Consider the following 15,729-nt stretch of genomic DNA (forward strand, 5'->3'; position numbering starts at 1 on the left):
TAATTGTGGAGCTAAATTTGAATACAAAAAAACTGACAACCGTTAGGTGTCAGTTAAAGGTACTGTCATAAGAACACCTTTTAAAGGTGTTCTATGGCAGTATTTTTTTATGGATAAAATTTCAAAAACAGTTGACATGTATACAAAAATTTTGTATACTAAGAAAAGTGTTTGAAAGAAAGAAAAGTAGCCAGTAAGATTTTTAAAAATAGATAAAAATAAATTTGAAAAGCACAAAAAAAGTCTTGCAAAAGTATGTAAGATGAGGTAAAATATACTAGTGTGCTTGAGAGATATATTTAGTTGAAGTTTTGGCTGAACGCTGCAAAATGCTGAAAATGGGTTATAGAAACACCCGGAAGAGTGTATCGGAGGTAGCGGGATATCAAAATTATAATAAATATTTGTAGAAGGAGGGAAATCAAGATGGCTAAAAATGAAAAAATAAGAATAAGATTAAAATCATATGATCACAAATTATTAGATTTTTCTGCTGGAAAAATAGTAGAAACTGCTAAAAAAGCTGGTTCTCAGGTTTCAGGTCCTGTGCCACTACCAACAGAAAAGAAAATAGTTACTATATTAAGAGCTGTTCATAAATACAAAGATTCTAGAGAACAGTTCGAAATAAGAACTCACAAAAGACTTATAGATATAGCTAACCCAACACAGAAAACAGTTGATTCTCTAATGAGATTAGATTTACCAGCTGGTGTTGATATAGAAATAAAATTATAAGAACATATAAACCGCCTAAGATAGAGATATCTTAGAATGATTACTCTTTACGAAGGGCAATCCGCTGTAAGAAAATAATAGGAGGTGCTAATATGAAAGGAATATTAGGAAAAAAAGTTGGTATGACTCAGATATTCACTGAAGAAGGTGTTGTTATACCAGTTACAGTAGTAGAAGTTGGACCAGTTGTTGTAACTCAGGTTAAAACAATAGAAAATGATGGATACAACGCAATACAGGTTGGTTTTGAAGATGCTAAAGAAAAATCATTAAACAAACCAGCTAAAGGACATTTAGCAGCAGCTAATGTACTTAAAAAACACTTAAAAGAATTCAGAGTAGAAAATGCTGCAGAATATACAGTTGGACAGGAAATAAAAGCTGATATATTCGAAGCAGGTGCAAAAATAGATGTTACTGGAATATCTAAAGGTAAAGGATTCCAGGGACCAATAAAAAGACACGGACAGTCAAGAGGACCAGAAACTCACGGTTCTAGATACCACAGAAGACCAGGTTCAATGGGAGCTTGTTCTTATCCAGGTAGAGTTTTCAAAAACAAAAAACTTGCAGGACACATGGGTAGCGTAAAAGTTACTATACAGAATTTAGATTTAGTAAGAGTAGATGCTGAAAAAAATCTTATGTTAGTTAAAGGTGCTATACCAGGAGCTAAAGGTTCAGTAGTAACAATAAAAGAAGCAGTTAAGGCTTCTAAATAACTACTAAGATAGGAAAGGAGGAACAAAAATGCCAAAGATAAATGTTATGAATATTAACGGACAGAATGTTGGTGAAATAGAATTATGTGATTCTATATTCAACGTTGAAGTTAACGAACATGTGCTTTACGAAGCAGTTAAATGTCAGTTAGCAAATAGAAGACAGGGTACTCAGTCTGCTAAAACTAGAGCAGAAGTTAGAGGCGGCGGAAGAAAACCTTGGAAACAGAAAGGTACAGGAAGAGCTAGACAGGGTTCTACTAGATCTGTACAGTGGGTAGGTGGAGGAGTTGCCTTCGCACCAAAACCAAGAAGCTACAAATACACATTACCTAAAAAAGTTAGAAGATTAGCTATGAAATGTGCTTTATCTTCAAAAGTTCAGAGCAACGAAATAATAGTATTAGATGCATTAACAATGGATGCTCCTAAAACTAAAGAATTCGTAGCTATATTAAACAACATAAAAGCTTCAAGAAAAGCTCTAGTTGTAACAGCTGAAAAGAACGAAAATGTAATAAAATCAGCAAGAAACATAGAAGGTGTTCAGACTGCATTAGTTAACACTTTAAATGTATACGATATATTAAATCATGACACATTTGTAATAACTACAGATGCTGTTAAGAAAGTGGAGGAGGTGTACGCATAATGACTAATCCACATGACGTTATAATAAGACCAGTCGTTACTGAAAAAAGTATGACAGAAATGGCTGACAAAAAATACACTTTTGTTGTAGATAAGAAAGCTAACAAAACTGAAATAAAAAAAGCTGTAGAAGCTATATTCGACGTTAAAGTTGAAAAAGTAAACACACTAAACTATGATGGAAAAATGAAAAGAATGGGTAGAACTCAGGGAAGAACTGCTAGCTTCAAAAAAGCTGTTGTTAAATTAACAGAAGGAAGCAAAGAGATAGAATTCTTCCAGGGAATGTAATATCCTAACTATTTATTAAGGAGGGAAACAAGAATGGCTATTAAAAAGTTTAAACCTACTTCTCCTGCCTTAAGACAGATGACAGTTTTAGTTTCTGATGAAATAACTACTAACAGCCCAGAAAAATCACTTTTAGTTAACCTAAAAAATAACTCTGGTAGAAATGCTCACGGTAGAATAACTGTTCGTCACAGAGGTGGAAGACAGAAAAGAAAATATAGATTAATAGATTTCAAAAGAAATAAAGATGGTATACCTGCAAAGGTTGCTACAATAGAATACGATCCAAACAGAACTGCTAACATAGCTTTATTACACTATGCAGATGGTGAAAAAAGATATATATTAGCACCAGTTGGAATAAAAGTTGGAGATACTTTACTATCAGGTAAAGGTGCTGACATAAAACCAGGTAACTGCTTACAGTTAAAAGACATGCCAGTTGGTACATTAGTTCACAATATAGAACTTAAACCAGGTAAAGGTGGTCAGTTAGTAAGATCAGCAGGTGTTTCTGCTCAGTTAATGGCTAAAGAAGGAAAAAATGCATTACTAAGATTACCATCAGGTGAAATGAGATTAGTAAGTATAGAATGTAAAGCTACTATAGGACAGGTTGGTAACATAGAACACGGTAACGTTGTTATAGGTAAAGCTGGTAGAACAAGACACATGGGTATGAGACCTACAGTAAGAGGTTCTGTAATGAACCCTAACGACCATCCACACGGTGGTGGGGAAGGTAGAGCTCCAATAGGTAGACCATCACCAGTTACACCTTGGGGTAAACCTGCTCTTGGATACAAAACTAGAAAGAAAAATAAAGCTTCAAATAAATTAATAGTTTCAAGAAGAACTAAATAGTAATCGTTAATAGATTTATTTATTCGGAAAGGAGGATCATACATGTCAAGATCAACTAAAAAAGGACCTTTCGTGCATAAGGGTCTATTAAAGAAAGTAGAAGCTATGAACGCTAGCGGAAACAGAGAAGTTATAAAAACTTGGTCAAGAACTTCTACAATATTCCCACAGTTCGTTGAAAATACAATAGCTGTACATGACGGAAGAAAACATGTTCCAGTATACATAACTGAAGATATGGTTGGACACAAATTAGGAGAATTCGTTCCAACAAGAACTTTCAAAGGACATAAAGACGACGAAAAATCAAATAAAAGAAAATAATTATGTTGAAAGGAGGACCACGTAATGGAAGCAAAAGCTACTGCTAAATATGTACGTGTTTCAGCAAGAAAAGCAGGACAGATATGCGATCTTGTTAGAGGAAAAAATGTTGATGAAGCTTTAGCTATATTAAAGTTCACTCCTAGAGAGGCAGCTTCAATAATAGCAAAAGTTGTTGCATCAGCAAAAGCAAATGCAGAAAACAACCACGAAATGGATACAGATAAATTATACATAGCATCAATAGTTGCAAACCAGGGGCCAACAATGAAAAGATACATGCCTAGAGCTCAGGGTCGTGCATGCGAAATAAGAAAAAGAACTTCTCATATAGAAGTTGTACTTAAAGAAAAATAAGAGAAGGAGGTACAGTAATGGGTCAGAAAGTTAATCCACACGGACTAAGAGTCGGTGTTATAAAAGATTGGGATTCAAGATGGTTCACTAATAATGGTAAAGAGTTCGGAAGCTTCATATTAGAAGACCACAATATCCGTAAATTCTTAAAGAAAAAATTATACTCTGCTGGAGTTGCTAAAATAGAAATAGAAAGATCAGCTAACAAAGTTAAATTAGATTTACATGTTGCTAAACCAGGTGTTGTTATAGGTAGAGCAGGATCTGAAATAGAAGCTTTAAAAGCTGAATTAGAAAAATTAACTGGAAAAACTGTTATAGTTAACATAGTTGAAGTTAAAAATGTAGATAGAGATGCTCAGTTAGTTGCTGAAAATATAGCTGCTGCTATAGAAAGAAGGGTTGCCTTCAGAAGAGCAATGAAACAGGGAATACAGAGAGCTATGAAATCAGGAGCTAAAGGTATAAAAGTTGCTGCTTCTGGTAGATTAGGTGGAGCTGAAATGGCTAGAACAGAAGGATACAGCGAAGGAAATGTACCTCTACAGACTTTAAGATCTGATATAGATTACGGATTCGCTGAAGCAGATACTACTTACGGTAAAATAGGTATAAAAGTTTGGATATGCAACGGTGAAGTTCTTCCAACTAAACACGTTCCAGGTGCAGATCCAAGACCTGAAAGACCAGGTAGAAGAGACAACAGAGATAATAAGAGAAATAACAGAAGAGGAAATGATAGAAACAACAGAGGAAACAGAAGACCTCAGGGATCAAGACCTCAGAGAACTGAAAATAAAGAAAACTAATTAAAAGGTTCGAGGAAGGGAGGAAAATACTCATGTTAATGCCAAAGAGAGTTAAACGTCGTAGAGTTCACAGAGGAAGCATGTCTGGGAAAGCTAACAAAGGTAACACAGTAACTTACGGTGATTTCGGTCTAGTTGCTATGGAACCATCTTGGATAACTTCAAACCAGATAGAAGCAGCCAGAGTTGCGATGACAAGATATATGAAAAGAGGGGGAAAAGTTTGGATAAAAATATTCCCTCATAAACCAATAACAAGAAAACCAGCTGAAACTCGTATGGGTGCCGGTAAAGGTTCACCAGAATACTGGGTAGCAGTTGTAAAACCAGGAAGAGTAATGTTCGAAATAGGTGGTGTAGGAGAAGAAAAAGCAAGAGAAGCTATGAGACTTGCTGCTAATAAACTACCTATCAAATGTAAATTTGTTAAAAAAGAAGATCAGGTAAAGGGTGGTGAATAGGATGAAAGCTAAAGAATTAAGAGAATTAACAAGTGAACAGCTTACAGAAAAATTAAACGAATTCAAAAGTGAATTATTTAGCTTAAGATTCCAATTAGCTACTGGTCAGTTAGAAAATACAGCTAGAATCAAATTTGTTAAAAAAGATATAGCAAAAGTTAAAACTGTTCTTGCTGAAAGAAAGTTAAACGAAGCTAGAGCTTAATAATTGGAAGGAGGCTTTTTAGACATGGAAAGAGGAAGAAGAAAAGTTAGAATAGGCCGTGTTGTAAGTAATAAAATGGATAAAACAATAGTTGTTGCTGTTGAAGAATTCGTTCGTCATCCATTATACAACAAACGTGTTAAGAGAACAAAAACATTCAAAGCTCATGATGAAAACAACGTATGTAACATCGGAGATAGAGTTAAAATAATGGAAACTAGACCTTTATCAAAAGATAAAAGATTTAGATTAGTTGAAGTTGTTGAAAAGGTTAAATAGTTTTTTTAAGAAGGAGGGATTACGATGATACAGCAGGAAACTCGTCTAAGAGTTGCAGACAACTCTGGTGCCAAAGAACTATTAACTATACGTGTTCTTGGTGGAAGTAAAAGAAGATATGCTAATATAGGCGACGTAGTTGTTGCTACAGTAAAAAGTGCAACACCAGGTGGAGTTGTAAAAAAAGGTAAAGTTGTAAAAGCAGTTATAGTAAGAAGCAAAAAAGGCGTAAGACGTAACGACGGAAGTTATATATCATTTGATGAAAATGCAGCAGTTATAATAAAAGACGATAAAACTCCAGTAGGAACTCGTATATTTGGGCCTGTTGCAAGAGAATTAAGAGATAATGACTTTATGAAAATAGTTTCTCTTGCTCCAGAAGTTTTATAATTAAGGAGGTGCAATGAGAAATGATGAGAGTTAAAAAAGGTGACACTGTAGTAGTTATAGCAGGAAAAGACAAAGGTAAAAAAGGTACAGTTCTTAACGTAAACCCTAAAGCAAACAAAGTTACTGTTGAAGGAGTTAACGTAATAACTAAACACCAGAAACCATCTGCTATGAACCAGCAGGGTGGAATAATAAATAAAGAAGCTCCAATAGATATGTCTAACGTAATGCCATTTGATCCTGAAACAGGAAAAGGTGTTAGAGTTAGATTCGTAGAAAAAGACGGAGTTAAAGTAAGAGTATCAGCAAAGAGCGGAAAAGAATTATAATAAGTAATGAAAGGAGGGACCTTAAATGGCTTCTAGATTAGAAGAAAAATACATAAAAGAAGTTGCTCCAGCTTTAATGGAGAAATTTGAATACAAAAACGTAATGGAAATACCTAAATTAGTTAAAATAGTTATAAACATGGGGATAGGTGACGCTAAAGAAAATCCAAAAGGATTAGAAAAAGCTGTTGAAGAATTAGAATTAATAGCAGGTCAGAAACCAGTTATAACAAGAGCTAGAAAATCTGTTGCGAACTTCAAATTAAGAGAAGGAATGCCAATAGGTACAAAAGTTACATTAAGAGATGACAAAATGTTCTACTTCATGGATAAATTAGTTTCTGTTTCTTTACCAAGAGTTAGAGACTTCAGAGGTGTAAGTGCAGATTCATTCGACGGAAGAGGAAACTACGCACTAGGAATAAAAGAACAGTTAATATTCCCTGAAATAGAATACGATAAAGTAGACAAAGTTAGAGGAATGGACATAATCTTCGTTACTACAGCTAAAACTGACGAAGAAGCTCGTGAATTAATAAAATTATTAGGAATGCCATTTTCTAAGTAAGTAAAGGAGGGATTCCCGTGGCTAGAAAAGCAATGGTTGTTAAACAGCAGAGAAAACAGAAATATAAAACTAGAGAATACACTAGATGTTCTATATGTGGAAGACCACATGCAGTTTTAAAAGACTTTGGAATATGCCGTATATGCTTTAGAGAATTAGCATACAAAGGTGAAATACCTGGCGTAAGAAAAGCAAGTTGGTAAGATTTGGAAAGAATGGAAGGAGGGCTATAAAATGACAATGACAGATCCAATTGCAGATATGCTTACTCGTATAAGAAATGCGAACACAGTTAAGCATGAAACTGTTGACGTTCCCGCTTCTAACATAAAAAAAGAAATAGCTAGAATACTTCTTGAAGAAGGTTTCGTTAAAGGTTATGACGTTATAGAAGATGGAAAACAGGGAATAATAAGATTACAATTAAAGTACGGAATAGAAGGCGAAAGAGTAATATCAGGACTTAAGAGAATATCTAAACCTGGTATGAGAGTTTACAGCTCTAAAGACGAAATACCAAAGGTATTAAACGGATTAGGTGTAGCTATAATGTCTACTTCTAAAGGTATATTAACAGATAGAGAAGCAAGAAAAGAAAATGTTGGTGGAGAAGTAATCTGCTACGTTTGGTAATAATCGTTTAAAAAGTAAGGAGGTGCTACGATGTCAAGAATAGGTGTTAAACCAATAAACGTTCCTGCAGGAGTTGAAGTTGAAATAGCTGAAGGAAACTTAGTTACAGTAAAAGGACCAAAAGGAACATTAGTAAAACAGTTAAGTGATGAATTAACTATAAACAAAGAAGAAAATACAATAGTTGTTACAAGACCAACTGACAACAAAAAACATAGATCTTTACACGGATTAACAAGAACTTTACTAAACAACATGATAATTGGTGTTAGTGAAGGATACGAAAAGAAAATGGAATTAAAGGGTGTTGGTTATAGAGCTCAGAAAAACGGAAAAACATTAGTTATGAACTTAGGATTCTCTCATCCAGTAGAAATGGAAGATCCAGAAGGTATAACAGTTGAGTGTCCAAACCAGCTAGAAATAGTTGTTAAAGGTACTGACAAACAGTTAGTAGGAAACTACGCTGCTAAAATAAGAGCTTGGAGAAAACCAGAACCATACAAAGGTAAAGGTATAAGATACGTTGATGAAGTAATCATACGTAAAGAAGGTAAAACTGGTAAAAAATAAGTAAAATAATTACTTAATATACACACTGGAAAGGAGTGAATGAAGTGATAAAAAAAGCTGATAAAAACGCTAAAAGAGTTCAGAGACATAAAAGAGTAAGAAAAAATCTTGCTGGTACAGCTGCTAGACCAAGACTTTGTGTTTTCAGAAGTGCTAACAACATATATGCTCAGATAATAGATGACGTTCAGAGAGTTACTTTAACTGCTGCTTCTTCATTAGAAAAAGAAGTTAAAGAAGCTGTTGGACATACAGGAAACAAAGAAGCAGCTAGAAAAGTTGGAGAATTAGTTGCTAAAAAAGCTATAGAAAAAGGAATCACTGAAGTTGTATTCGACAGAGGTGGATATATATATCACGGAAGAATAAAAGAATTAGCAGACGGAGCTAGAGAAGCTGGTCTTAAATTCTAATAAAAAGGAGGGAAACACATGCTACGTAAACCAATAGATGCATCAGCTCTTGATCTACAGGAAAGAGTTGTTGAAGTTAGACGTGTTACTAAAGTTGTTAAAGGTGGTAGAAACTTTAGATTCGCAGCTTTAGTAGTTGTTGGAGATGAAAACGGACATGTAGGTATAGGTTCTGGGAAAGCAATGGAAGTTCCAGACGCTATAAAAAAAGCCGTAGAAGATGCTAAAAAGAATTTAATAACTGTACCAATGGTTGGTACTACTATACCTCACGAAGTTAACGGACACTTCGGTGCTGGTAAAATACTTATAATGCCTGCTGCAGAAGGTACAGGAGTTATAGCAGGGGGTCCTGCAAGAGCCGTACTTGAATTAGCTGGATTAAAAGACGTTAGAGCTAAATCTTTAGGTTCTAATAACCCAAGAAACATGGTAAACGCAACTATAGAAGGACTTAATTCACTTAAAACAGCTGAAGATATAGCTAGATTAAGAGGAAAAAAAGTTGAAGAATTATTAGGTTAAGGAGGTAGTTAAAATGGCTAAATTACAGATAAAATTAGTTAGAAGTACAATAGGAACTACTCCTAATCAGAGAAAAAACGTTGAAGCGTTAGGGTTAAGAAAAAGAGAACAGGTAGTAGTTAAAGAAGATACACCTCAGATGAGAGGTATGATAAAAAAAGTTTCTCACTTAGTAGAAGTGACTGAAATAGCTGAATAATAATCAAAACGGAAATTAAAGGAGGTGCAAAACCATGAAATTACATGAATTAAAACCTGCTAAAGGTGCTGTAAGATCTACTAAAAGATTAGGTAGAGGTACTGCGACTGGACAGGGTAAAACTTCAGGACGTGGACAGAAAGGTCAGTGGTCTCGTTCAGGTGGAGGAGTTAGAGTTGGTTTCGAAGGTGGACAGATGCCTTTATCAAGAAGACTTCCTAAGAGAGGTTTCACTAACATATTCGCTAAAGAATACACTGAAGTAAACGTTAAAGATCTTAACAGATTCGAAAACGGAACTGAAATAACAGCTGAATTATTAAAATCAACTAAAGTTATAAGCAAAATAGCTAAAGATGGAATAAAAATCTTAGGTGAAGGTGAATTAGAAAAAGCTTTAACAGTTAAAGCAGCTAAATTCACTGCTTCAGCTCAGGAAAAAATAGAAAAAGCTGGAGGAAAAGCAGAGTTAGTATAATAACCTGCTGTTCTCCAGGCCAGTCAAGCGGGGTGATTAAAACGTGCTGTCACAGATAAAGCAGGCTTGGAAACTTAAGGAAATAAGAAAAAAACTTCTATATACACTAATGATGGTAGTGGTATTCAGAATAGGTACTACTATACCGGTGCCAGGGATAGACACAAGTATTATAAAACAGATGGTAGAAGGTAATAACCTTTTATCTCTATACAATATGTTTACTGGGGGAGCATTTAGTAACTTTACACTATTTGCTTTAGGAATAGGACCTTATATCACTGCTTCGATCATCATACAGCTTCTTACTGTTGGATTTGAAAGTTTAAAAGAACTTCAAAAATCAGGAGAAGAAGGAAAGAAAAAGATGGATAAGTACACAAGATGTACTGCACTTGCACTAGCGTTTGTTCAGGCGATAGGAATAACACTTGGAATTGTTAGAAGTGCTTTAAAATCTGATAATGTATTTTTCATCACAACTGTTATAATAACACTTGTTTCTGCCAGTATGATGGTTATGTGGATTGGTGATAGAATAACAGAAAAAGGACTAGGAAATGGTAGTTCTGTTATAATATTTGTTGGTATAATATCAAGAATACCAATAGATGGAATAGCTATAGCAAACCAAATAAAATCTGGTGCTACACCAATTTGGGCTGCTATACTTCTTGTTGTAGTAATACTTTTAACTATATTAGGTGTTACATTTATACAGGAAGCTACAAGAAAGATACCAGTTCAGTATGCGAAAAGAGTTGTTGGAAGAAAAATGTATGGAGGACAGAGTTCTCACATACCTATGAAAGTTAACCAGTCAGGAGTTATGCCAATAATATTCGCAAGTTCTATATTAGCTATGCCACAGACAATAGCAATGTTCATGGGAACAGATGCTCAGCAGTTTGTTCAGCAGTGGTTAAGTGGAGCTACAGAGCAGGGATTCTGGATATATAGATCAATAGAAATATTACTTATAATATTCTTCTCATATTTCTACACAACTATATCTTTCAACGTAGAAGATATAACTAAGAATATGAAAAATGGTGGTGGATTTATACCAGGAATAAGACCTGGAAAACCAACAGAAGATTATTTATCAAGAATATTATCAAGATTAACTTTAGCTGGTGCTGCATTCCTAGGTGTAATCGCTATGATACCAGCACTTATAACTCATTATCTTTCATTACCGATGAGTTTAGCAGGTACTTCACTTCTAATCGTTGTCGGAGTTGCTCTTGAATTAAAGAGACAGCTTGAATCGAATTTAGTAATGAGAAATTACCAGGGATTTTTAAAATAATTTATCGAATTGGAGATGAATAATATGAGAATAATATTACTTGGACCTCCAGGGGCAGGTAAAGGTACTCAGGCAGCAAAAATAGTGGAAAAATACGATATACCTCATATATCTACTGGAGACATATTTAGAAAGAATATAAAAGAAGGCACAGAATTAGGAACAAAAGCAAAAGAATATATGGATCAGGGACTTCTAGTTCCAGACGAATTAACTTGCGGACTTGTTGTTGATAGAATATCTCAGGAAGATTGCAAAAATGGATTCATGCTTGATGGATTCCCAAGAAATATAAATCAGGCTGAACAGCTTGACAAATATTTAAATGAAGCTGGATTAAAACTTGATAAAATAGTTAACATAGAAGTTGATAAGAGTATATTAGTAGGAAGAGCTGTAGGAAGAAGAATATGTAAAGCTTGCGGTGCAACATTCCACGTAGAATTTAATCCAACTAAAGTAGAAGGCGTTTGTGACAAATGTGGAGAACCTCTACATCAGAGAGCAGACGACAATGAAGAAACTGTTTCTAGAAGAATACAGGTTTACTTAGATGAAACTAAACCATTAGTAGGATATTATTCTGAACAGGGAATAGTAGCTGACATAAATGGTGATCAGGATATAGATAAAGTATTCGCTGATATAGTAGAATCTTTAAGCTAATCAATGATAATCAAGAAAAATGATAGACAAATAGAACTCATGAGAGAAGCGGGAAAAATAGTCGCTGATACTCATGAAGTTCTGAGAAAAGCTATTGCTCCTGGAATATCAACTGAGGAGTTAGATAAAATAGCTGAAAATAATATCAGGAAGTATAATGCAGAACCTTCTTTTAAAGGGTATAACGGATTCCCGGCAAGTATTTGCACTTCAATCAATGAAGAGGTTGTCCATGGAATACCTGGGAAAAGAATACTTCAAGAAGGTGACATTATAAGTATTGATATAGGTGCCTATTATAAAGGATATCATGGGGATGCTGCAAAGACACATGCCGTTGCTGTGATATCTGAAGAAGATAGGAAACTAATAGAAGTTACAAAAGAGAGCTTCTATGAAGGATTAAAATTTGCGAAGGTCGGATATAGACTTTCGGATATCTCGCATGCGATACAAGTACACATACAAAATAACAACTTTTCAGTAGTTAGGGCATATGCTGGACATGGAGTAGGGAAACGACTTCACGAAAGTCCAGAGATACTTAACTACGGTCCACCAGGTAAAGGCCCTAGATTAAAAAAGGGTATGGTGTTAGCCATTGAGCCAATGGTAAATGTCGGGACTTGCCACGTGTTCACTTTATCAAATGGATGGACTGCTGTTACAGCAGATAAGAAAAAATCAGCTCACTACGAGCACACAATAGCAATTACTGAAGACGAACCTCTTATACTTACAGAGTTTTAGTCAAGGTAATAAAAAGTTAAGCAAATTAGAAAGACAGATCTTTTGAGTGATAGTATTAAGAGCCAAAGATACTATCCTCAGAAGATATAATGAAATCTTTATAAAAGCGGAACTTAAGAAGCTGGTAAAAAATCAGCTTACTGAAATGGAGGTTTGGTTAATTAATATGGCCAAAAAAGATGTTATAGAATTAGAAGGTACAGTTGTTGAAAGCTTACCTAATGCAATGTTTAAAGTAAAACTTGAAAATGGACATGAAATATTATGTCACATTTCAGGGAAGCTAAGAATGAACTTCATAAGAATTCTTGAAGGAGACAAGGTAAATGTTGAACTTTCACCTTACGATCTTACAAGAGGAAGAATCACTTGGCGTAAGAAGTAGACGTTTTAGTCTGAGGAGGGATAAATAATGAAGGTTAGACCATCAGTAAAACCAATATGTGAAAAATGTAAAGTTATAAAAAGAAAAGGTAAAGTAATGGTTATATGTGAAAACCCTAAACACAAACAGAAACAGGGATAAAACTTATAAAATATTACTAGTATTTTAGTCGCTTATGTAGTATAATAATATACTGTGATTGTTAACAGCGGCGTTGAATATTGATAATTATCTAGATACGGAAAATAAATTGAAATCAATTATAGGAGGTGCAATAATGGCAAGAATAGCTGGGGTAGACTTACCTAGAGAAAAAAGAGCAGAAATAGGCTTAACTTATATATATGGTATAGGTAAAGCAACTTCAAATGAAATATTAGCTAAAGCCGGGATAAATCCTGATACAAGAATAAAAGATTTATCAGAAGACGAAGTTAATGAATTAAGAAAAATAATAGATGAAGACTTCTTAGTTGAAGGTGACTTAAGAAGAGAAATAGCTTTAAATATAAAAAGACTTAGAGATATAAAATGCTACAGAGGAATAAGACACATGAAAGGTCTTCCATGTAGAGGTCAGAAAACTAAAACTAATGCAAGAACAAGAAAAGGTCCTAAAAAGACTGTATCTCGTAAAAAGAAAAAATAAATTAAATTAACTATATATTAAAAATATAAAGGAGGGAAACAGTAAAAATGGCAAAAGCTAAAAAGAAAGTAACACGTGTTAGAAGAAAAGAACGTAAAAATATAGAACGTGGACATGCACATATACAGTCTACATTTAATAATACAATAGTAACTTTAACTGACGTACACGGAAACGCAATATCTTGGGCGTCTTCAGGTCAGTTAGGATTCAAAGGATCAAGAAAAGCGACTCCATTCGCATCTCAGATGGCAGCAGAAACAGCTGCAAAAGCTGCAATGGAACACGGTTTAAAAACTGTTGAAGTATTCGTAAAAGGACCAGGTTCAGGAAGAGAAGCTGCAATAAGAGCTTTACAGGCAACAGGTCTAGAAGTAACTATGATAAAAGACGTTACTCCAATACCACACAATGGTTGTAGACCACCAAAAAGAAGAAGAGTGTAATTCGAGAATATATATATAGAAATAATCGCAGGAGGTGTAATTTAATGGCAAGATATACAGGTGCATCATGCAGACAGTGCCGTAGAGAAGGAATGAAATTATTCCTTAAAGGTGACAGATGCTATACAGATAAATGTGCTTTAGATAGAAGAAACTACGCTCCAGGTCAGCACGGACAGGGAAGAAAAAAAGTTTCTAACTACGGAGAACAGTTAAGAGAAAAACAGAAAGTTAAAAGAATATACGGAGTTCTAGAAACTCAGTTCAGAAACTTATATGAAAGAGCAGAAAAAATGCCTGGTAAAACAGGGGCTAATCTTTTAAGTTTATTAGAAAGAAGATTAGACAACGTTGTTTACAGAATGGGATTAGCTGCATCTAGAAAAGAAGCTAGACAGTTAGTAACTCATGCTCACTTCACTTTAAATGGTAAAAAAGTTGATATACCATCTTTAACAGTTAATGTTGGTGATGTTATAGCAGTTAAAGAAACATCTAAATCATCAGCTAAATTCAAAGCTTTAGTTGAAAACAACACTAGAATAGCTCCAAACTGGTTAGAAAATAACTTAGATGAAATGTGTGCTAAAGTTGTTTCTCTTCCAACTAGAGAAGATATAGATCTTGAAATAGCTGAACACTTAATCATAGAGTTATACTCTAAATAATAAGAAATTAATTAGCTTAATAACTTATATTAAATTAAAATTTATTTACCCTCAGTGGATTACTGAATGTTAAGGAGGGTTTTATCCATGATAGAAATAGAAAAGCCAAAGGTAGATATAATAGAACTTAGCGAAGATTTCAGATATGGTAAATTCGTAGTTGAACCTCTTGAAAGAGGATACGGAATAACTATAGGAAATGCACTAAGAAGAATACTGTTATCTTCATTACCAGGTGTTGCAGTTAACGCTGTTAAAATAGAAGGAGTTCTTCATGAATTCTCTACTATACCAGGAGTAAAAGAAGATGTTACAGAAATAATATTAACTTTAAAAGAACTTTCAGCTACTATAGACGGTGAAGGTAATAGAACACTTAAAATAGAAGCACAGGGTCCTTGCACAGTAACAGGTGCAGACATAATATGCCCACCAGATGTTGAAATAATAAACAAGGATCTTAAAATAGCTACATTAGACGAAGGTTCTAAGCTTAATATGGATATACATGTTGACAAAGGCAGAGGATATGTTCCTGCTGAAGAAAACAAAACAGAAAACATGCCAATAGGTGTATTACCTGTTGACTCAATATATACTCCTGTAGAAAAAGTAAACTATCACGTTGAAAATACAAGAGTAGGTCAGAAATCTGACTATGATAAATTAACTCTAGAAGTTTGGACAAATGGAAGCATAAATCCTCAGGAAGGAATATCTTTAGCTGCCAAAGTTCTAGTTGAACATCTTAAACTATTCATAGATTTAACAGAGCATGTAAGCAATGTTGAAATAATGGTAGAAAAAGAAGAAGATCAGAAAGAAAAAGTTCTTGAAATGACAATCGAAGAATTAGATTTATCAGTAAGATCATACAACTGTTTAAAAAGAGCGGGTATAAACACAGTAGAAGAGCTAGCTAATAAATCTGAAGACGATATGATGAAGGTTAGAAACTTAGGTAAAAAATCACTAGAAGAAGTTATACAGAAACTAGATGAATTAGGACTAGGATTAAAACCAAACGAAGAATAATAGACT

30 protein-coding genes are annotated in these 15,729 nt (G+C 34.3%); all 30 read left to right on the top strand.

Translation table 11 applies throughout. The features are described 5' to 3' along the window. Positions 1-426 precede the first annotated feature (426 nt). Positions 427-738 carry a 30S ribosomal protein S10 gene (gene rpsJ / locus ACK2WN_RS07610; RefSeq protein WP_006440495.1) on the top strand — a complete coding sequence of 104 codons (312 nt, stop codon included), beginning with the start codon at positions 427-429 and terminating at the stop codon, positions 736-738. A 92-nt stretch (positions 739-830) separates the two neighbouring features. Beyond that, on the top strand, positions 831-1,460 hold the full coding sequence (rplC, locus tag ACK2WN_RS07615; protein WP_006440496.1) for a 50S ribosomal protein L3: 630 nt from the start codon (positions 831-833) through the stop codon (positions 1,458-1,460). Positions 1,461-1,488: 28 nt separating this feature from the next. After that, positions 1,489-2,112, top strand: a complete 624-nt coding sequence (gene rplD, locus ACK2WN_RS07620) for a 50S ribosomal protein L4 (RefSeq protein WP_416155276.1) — start codon at positions 1,489-1,491, stop codon at positions 2,110-2,112. After that, the gene (gene rplW / locus ACK2WN_RS07625) at positions 2,112-2,402 is read left to right on the top strand and encodes a 50S ribosomal protein L23 (RefSeq protein WP_331495966.1); all 291 of its coding nucleotides are present in this window, start codon (positions 2,112-2,114) and stop codon (positions 2,400-2,402) included. The genes rplD and rplW overlap by 1 nt, the downstream gene beginning before the upstream one ends. A gap of 33 nt (positions 2,403-2,435) precedes the next feature. Next, positions 2,436-3,266: a 50S ribosomal protein L2 gene (gene rplB / locus ACK2WN_RS07630; protein ID WP_300529837.1), complete on the top strand. Its 831-nt coding sequence runs from the start codon at positions 2,436-2,438 to the stop codon at positions 3,264-3,266. Between the two features lie 42 nt (positions 3,267-3,308). Then, positions 3,309-3,590 (top strand): 30S ribosomal protein S19, encoded by a 282-nt coding sequence (gene rpsS / locus ACK2WN_RS07635; RefSeq protein WP_006440500.1) that lies wholly within the window; start codon positions 3,309-3,311, stop codon positions 3,588-3,590. Positions 3,591-3,614: 24 nt separating this feature from the next. Next, positions 3,615-3,947 carry a 50S ribosomal protein L22 gene (gene rplV, locus ACK2WN_RS07640; RefSeq protein WP_006440501.1) on the top strand — a complete coding sequence of 111 codons (333 nt, stop codon included), beginning with the start codon at positions 3,615-3,617 and terminating at the stop codon, positions 3,945-3,947. Positions 3,948-3,964: 17 nt separating this feature from the next. Continuing rightward, positions 3,965-4,756 (top strand): 30S ribosomal protein S3, encoded by a 792-nt coding sequence (gene rpsC / locus ACK2WN_RS07645; protein ID WP_178412898.1) that lies wholly within the window; start codon positions 3,965-3,967, stop codon positions 4,754-4,756. 32 nt (positions 4,757-4,788) lie between these two features. Then, positions 4,789-5,217: a 50S ribosomal protein L16 gene (rplP, locus tag ACK2WN_RS07650; protein ID WP_040410589.1), complete on the top strand. Its 429-nt coding sequence runs from the start codon at positions 4,789-4,791 to the stop codon at positions 5,215-5,217. Position 5,218: 1 nt separating this feature from the next. Then, positions 5,219-5,422, top strand: a complete 204-nt coding sequence (rpmC, locus tag ACK2WN_RS07655; RefSeq protein WP_006440504.1) for a 50S ribosomal protein L29 — start codon at positions 5,219-5,221, stop codon at positions 5,420-5,422. A gap of 24 nt (positions 5,423-5,446) precedes the next feature. Beyond that, positions 5,447-5,701, top strand: a complete 255-nt coding sequence (gene rpsQ, locus ACK2WN_RS07660) for a 30S ribosomal protein S17 (protein ID WP_300529841.1) — start codon at positions 5,447-5,449, stop codon at positions 5,699-5,701. Positions 5,702-5,725: 24 nt separating this feature from the next. Further along, positions 5,726-6,094 carry a 50S ribosomal protein L14 gene (gene rplN, locus ACK2WN_RS07665; protein ID WP_006440506.1) on the top strand — a complete coding sequence of 123 codons (369 nt, stop codon included), beginning with the start codon at positions 5,726-5,728 and terminating at the stop codon, positions 6,092-6,094. Between the two features lie 23 nt (positions 6,095-6,117). After that, the gene (gene rplX, locus ACK2WN_RS07670) at positions 6,118-6,423 is read left to right on the top strand and encodes a 50S ribosomal protein L24 (protein ID WP_006440507.1); all 306 of its coding nucleotides are present in this window, start codon (positions 6,118-6,120) and stop codon (positions 6,421-6,423) included. 25 nt (positions 6,424-6,448) lie between these two features. Next, on the top strand, positions 6,449-6,991 hold the full coding sequence (gene rplE / locus ACK2WN_RS07675; protein WP_006440508.1) for a 50S ribosomal protein L5: 543 nt from the start codon (positions 6,449-6,451) through the stop codon (positions 6,989-6,991). 17 nt (positions 6,992-7,008) lie between these two features. After that, entirely contained in the window at positions 7,009-7,194 is a 186-nt protein-coding gene (locus ACK2WN_RS07680) for a type Z 30S ribosomal protein S14 (RefSeq protein ID WP_178412900.1), read from the top strand. A gap of 31 nt (positions 7,195-7,225) precedes the next feature. Then, entirely contained in the window at positions 7,226-7,624 is a 399-nt protein-coding gene (rpsH, locus tag ACK2WN_RS07685; RefSeq protein WP_006440511.1) for a 30S ribosomal protein S8, read from the top strand. 30 nt (positions 7,625-7,654) lie between these two features. After that, entirely contained in the window at positions 7,655-8,197 is a 543-nt protein-coding gene (gene rplF / locus ACK2WN_RS07690; protein WP_006440512.1) for a 50S ribosomal protein L6, read from the top strand. Positions 8,198-8,241: 44 nt separating this feature from the next. Continuing rightward, positions 8,242-8,610, top strand: coding sequence for a 50S ribosomal protein L18 (gene rplR / locus ACK2WN_RS07695; protein WP_040410591.1), 369 nt, complete (start codon positions 8,242-8,244; stop codon positions 8,608-8,610). 18 nt (positions 8,611-8,628) lie between these two features. Continuing rightward, positions 8,629-9,135 (top strand): 30S ribosomal protein S5, encoded by a 507-nt coding sequence (gene rpsE / locus ACK2WN_RS07700; protein WP_006440515.1) that lies wholly within the window; start codon positions 8,629-8,631, stop codon positions 9,133-9,135. 13 nt (positions 9,136-9,148) lie between these two features. Continuing rightward, on the top strand, positions 9,149-9,334 hold the full coding sequence (gene rpmD / locus ACK2WN_RS07705; RefSeq protein ID WP_006440516.1) for a 50S ribosomal protein L30: 186 nt from the start codon (positions 9,149-9,151) through the stop codon (positions 9,332-9,334). Positions 9,335-9,368: 34 nt separating this feature from the next. Further along, positions 9,369-9,812, top strand: coding sequence for a 50S ribosomal protein L15 (gene rplO, locus ACK2WN_RS07710; RefSeq protein ID WP_006440517.1), 444 nt, complete (start codon positions 9,369-9,371; stop codon positions 9,810-9,812). Positions 9,813-9,855: 43 nt separating this feature from the next. After that, on the top strand, positions 9,856-11,124 hold the full coding sequence (gene secY / locus ACK2WN_RS07715; RefSeq protein WP_006440518.1) for a preprotein translocase subunit SecY: 1,269 nt from the start codon (positions 9,856-9,858) through the stop codon (positions 11,122-11,124). A 24-nt stretch (positions 11,125-11,148) separates the two neighbouring features. Then, entirely contained in the window at positions 11,149-11,790 is a 642-nt protein-coding gene (locus ACK2WN_RS07720) for an adenylate kinase (RefSeq protein WP_006440519.1), read from the top strand. Between the two features lie 3 nt (positions 11,791-11,793). Continuing rightward, entirely contained in the window at positions 11,794-12,540 is a 747-nt protein-coding gene (gene map / locus ACK2WN_RS07725; RefSeq protein WP_006440520.1) for a type I methionyl aminopeptidase, read from the top strand. Positions 12,541-12,706: 166 nt separating this feature from the next. Continuing rightward, positions 12,707-12,925 (top strand): translation initiation factor IF-1, encoded by a 219-nt coding sequence (infA, locus tag ACK2WN_RS07730; protein ID WP_040410592.1) that lies wholly within the window; start codon positions 12,707-12,709, stop codon positions 12,923-12,925. Positions 12,926-12,952: 27 nt separating this feature from the next. After that, positions 12,953-13,066: a 50S ribosomal protein L36 gene (gene rpmJ, locus ACK2WN_RS07735; RefSeq protein WP_002509257.1), complete on the top strand. Its 114-nt coding sequence runs from the start codon at positions 12,953-12,955 to the stop codon at positions 13,064-13,066. A gap of 136 nt (positions 13,067-13,202) precedes the next feature. Next, complete coding sequence (gene rpsM, locus ACK2WN_RS07740) at positions 13,203-13,574, top strand: 30S ribosomal protein S13 (RefSeq protein WP_040410593.1); 372 nt, start codon at positions 13,203-13,205, stop codon at positions 13,572-13,574. A 47-nt stretch (positions 13,575-13,621) separates the two neighbouring features. Further along, entirely contained in the window at positions 13,622-14,020 is a 399-nt protein-coding gene (gene rpsK, locus ACK2WN_RS07745) for a 30S ribosomal protein S11 (RefSeq protein ID WP_006440523.1), read from the top strand. A gap of 44 nt (positions 14,021-14,064) precedes the next feature. Beyond that, positions 14,065-14,688 (top strand): 30S ribosomal protein S4, encoded by a 624-nt coding sequence (gene rpsD / locus ACK2WN_RS07750; RefSeq protein ID WP_006440524.1) that lies wholly within the window; start codon positions 14,065-14,067, stop codon positions 14,686-14,688. Between the two features lie 87 nt (positions 14,689-14,775). Next, positions 14,776-15,723 (top strand): DNA-directed RNA polymerase subunit alpha, encoded by a 948-nt coding sequence (locus ACK2WN_RS07755; RefSeq protein WP_006440525.1) that lies wholly within the window; start codon positions 14,776-14,778, stop codon positions 15,721-15,723. Positions 15,724-15,729: the final 6 nt, after the last annotated feature.

Source organism: Peptacetobacter sp. AB800 (assembly GCF_047807365.1).
Classification (GTDB): Bacteria; Bacillota; Clostridia; order Peptostreptococcales; family Peptostreptococcaceae; genus Peptacetobacter.

What these genes read in the sequence shown, in the direction of transcription:
- rpsS (WP_006440500.1), top strand. Translation starts at nt 3,309, where the DNA reads ATGTCAAGATCAACTAAAAAAGGACCTTTCGTGCATAAGGGTCTATTA.
- rplX (WP_006440507.1), top strand. Translation starts at nt 6,118, where the DNA reads ATGAGAGTTAAAAAAGGTGACACTGTAGTAGTTATAGCAGGAAAAGAC.
- rplC (WP_006440496.1), top strand. Translation starts at nt 831, where the DNA reads ATGAAAGGAATATTAGGAAAAAAAGTTGGTATGACTCAGATATTCACT.
- rpsK (WP_006440523.1), top strand. Translation starts at nt 13,622, where the DNA reads ATGGCAAAAGCTAAAAAGAAAGTAACACGTGTTAGAAGAAAAGAACGT.
- rpsE (WP_006440515.1), top strand. Translation starts at nt 8,629, where the DNA reads ATGCTACGTAAACCAATAGATGCATCAGCTCTTGATCTACAGGAAAGA.
- rplP (WP_040410589.1), top strand. Translation starts at nt 4,789, where the DNA reads ATGTTAATGCCAAAGAGAGTTAAACGTCGTAGAGTTCACAGAGGAAGC.
- rpsJ (WP_006440495.1), top strand. Translation starts at nt 427, where the DNA reads ATGGCTAAAAATGAAAAAATAAGAATAAGATTAAAATCATATGATCAC.
- rplV (WP_006440501.1), top strand. Translation starts at nt 3,615, where the DNA reads ATGGAAGCAAAAGCTACTGCTAAATATGTACGTGTTTCAGCAAGAAAA.
- ACK2WN_RS07720 (WP_006440519.1), top strand. Translation starts at nt 11,149, where the DNA reads ATGAGAATAATATTACTTGGACCTCCAGGGGCAGGTAAAGGTACTCAG.
- rpsC (WP_178412898.1), top strand. Translation starts at nt 3,965, where the DNA reads ATGGGTCAGAAAGTTAATCCACACGGACTAAGAGTCGGTGTTATAAAA.
- ACK2WN_RS07755 (WP_006440525.1), top strand. Translation starts at nt 14,776, where the DNA reads ATGATAGAAATAGAAAAGCCAAAGGTAGATATAATAGAACTTAGCGAA.
- rplW (WP_331495966.1), top strand. Translation starts at nt 2,112, where the DNA reads ATGACTAATCCACATGACGTTATAATAAGACCAGTCGTTACTGAAAAA.
- rpsD (WP_006440524.1), top strand. Translation starts at nt 14,065, where the DNA reads ATGGCAAGATATACAGGTGCATCATGCAGACAGTGCCGTAGAGAAGGA.
- rplF (WP_006440512.1), top strand. Translation starts at nt 7,655, where the DNA reads ATGTCAAGAATAGGTGTTAAACCAATAAACGTTCCTGCAGGAGTTGAA.
- rpmJ (WP_002509257.1), top strand. Translation starts at nt 12,953, where the DNA reads ATGAAGGTTAGACCATCAGTAAAACCAATATGTGAAAAATGTAAAGTT.
- infA (WP_040410592.1), top strand. Translation starts at nt 12,707, where the DNA reads ATGGCCAAAAAAGATGTTATAGAATTAGAAGGTACAGTTGTTGAAAGC.
- rplE (WP_006440508.1), top strand. Translation starts at nt 6,449, where the DNA reads ATGGCTTCTAGATTAGAAGAAAAATACATAAAAGAAGTTGCTCCAGCT.
- rplD (WP_416155276.1), top strand. Translation starts at nt 1,489, where the DNA reads ATGCCAAAGATAAATGTTATGAATATTAACGGACAGAATGTTGGTGAA.
- rpsM (WP_040410593.1), top strand. Translation starts at nt 13,203, where the DNA reads ATGGCAAGAATAGCTGGGGTAGACTTACCTAGAGAAAAAAGAGCAGAA.
- rplO (WP_006440517.1), top strand. Translation starts at nt 9,369, where the DNA reads ATGAAATTACATGAATTAAAACCTGCTAAAGGTGCTGTAAGATCTACT.
- rpsH (WP_006440511.1), top strand. Translation starts at nt 7,226, where the DNA reads ATGACAATGACAGATCCAATTGCAGATATGCTTACTCGTATAAGAAAT.
- rpsQ (WP_300529841.1), top strand. Translation starts at nt 5,447, where the DNA reads ATGGAAAGAGGAAGAAGAAAAGTTAGAATAGGCCGTGTTGTAAGTAAT.
- rpmC (WP_006440504.1), top strand. Translation starts at nt 5,219, where the DNA reads ATGAAAGCTAAAGAATTAAGAGAATTAACAAGTGAACAGCTTACAGAA.
- rplN (WP_006440506.1), top strand. Translation starts at nt 5,726, where the DNA reads ATGATACAGCAGGAAACTCGTCTAAGAGTTGCAGACAACTCTGGTGCC.
- rpmD (WP_006440516.1), top strand. Translation starts at nt 9,149, where the DNA reads ATGGCTAAATTACAGATAAAATTAGTTAGAAGTACAATAGGAACTACT.
- rplB (WP_300529837.1), top strand. Translation starts at nt 2,436, where the DNA reads ATGGCTATTAAAAAGTTTAAACCTACTTCTCCTGCCTTAAGACAGATG.
- map (WP_006440520.1), top strand. Translation starts at nt 11,794, where the DNA reads ATGATAATCAAGAAAAATGATAGACAAATAGAACTCATGAGAGAAGCG.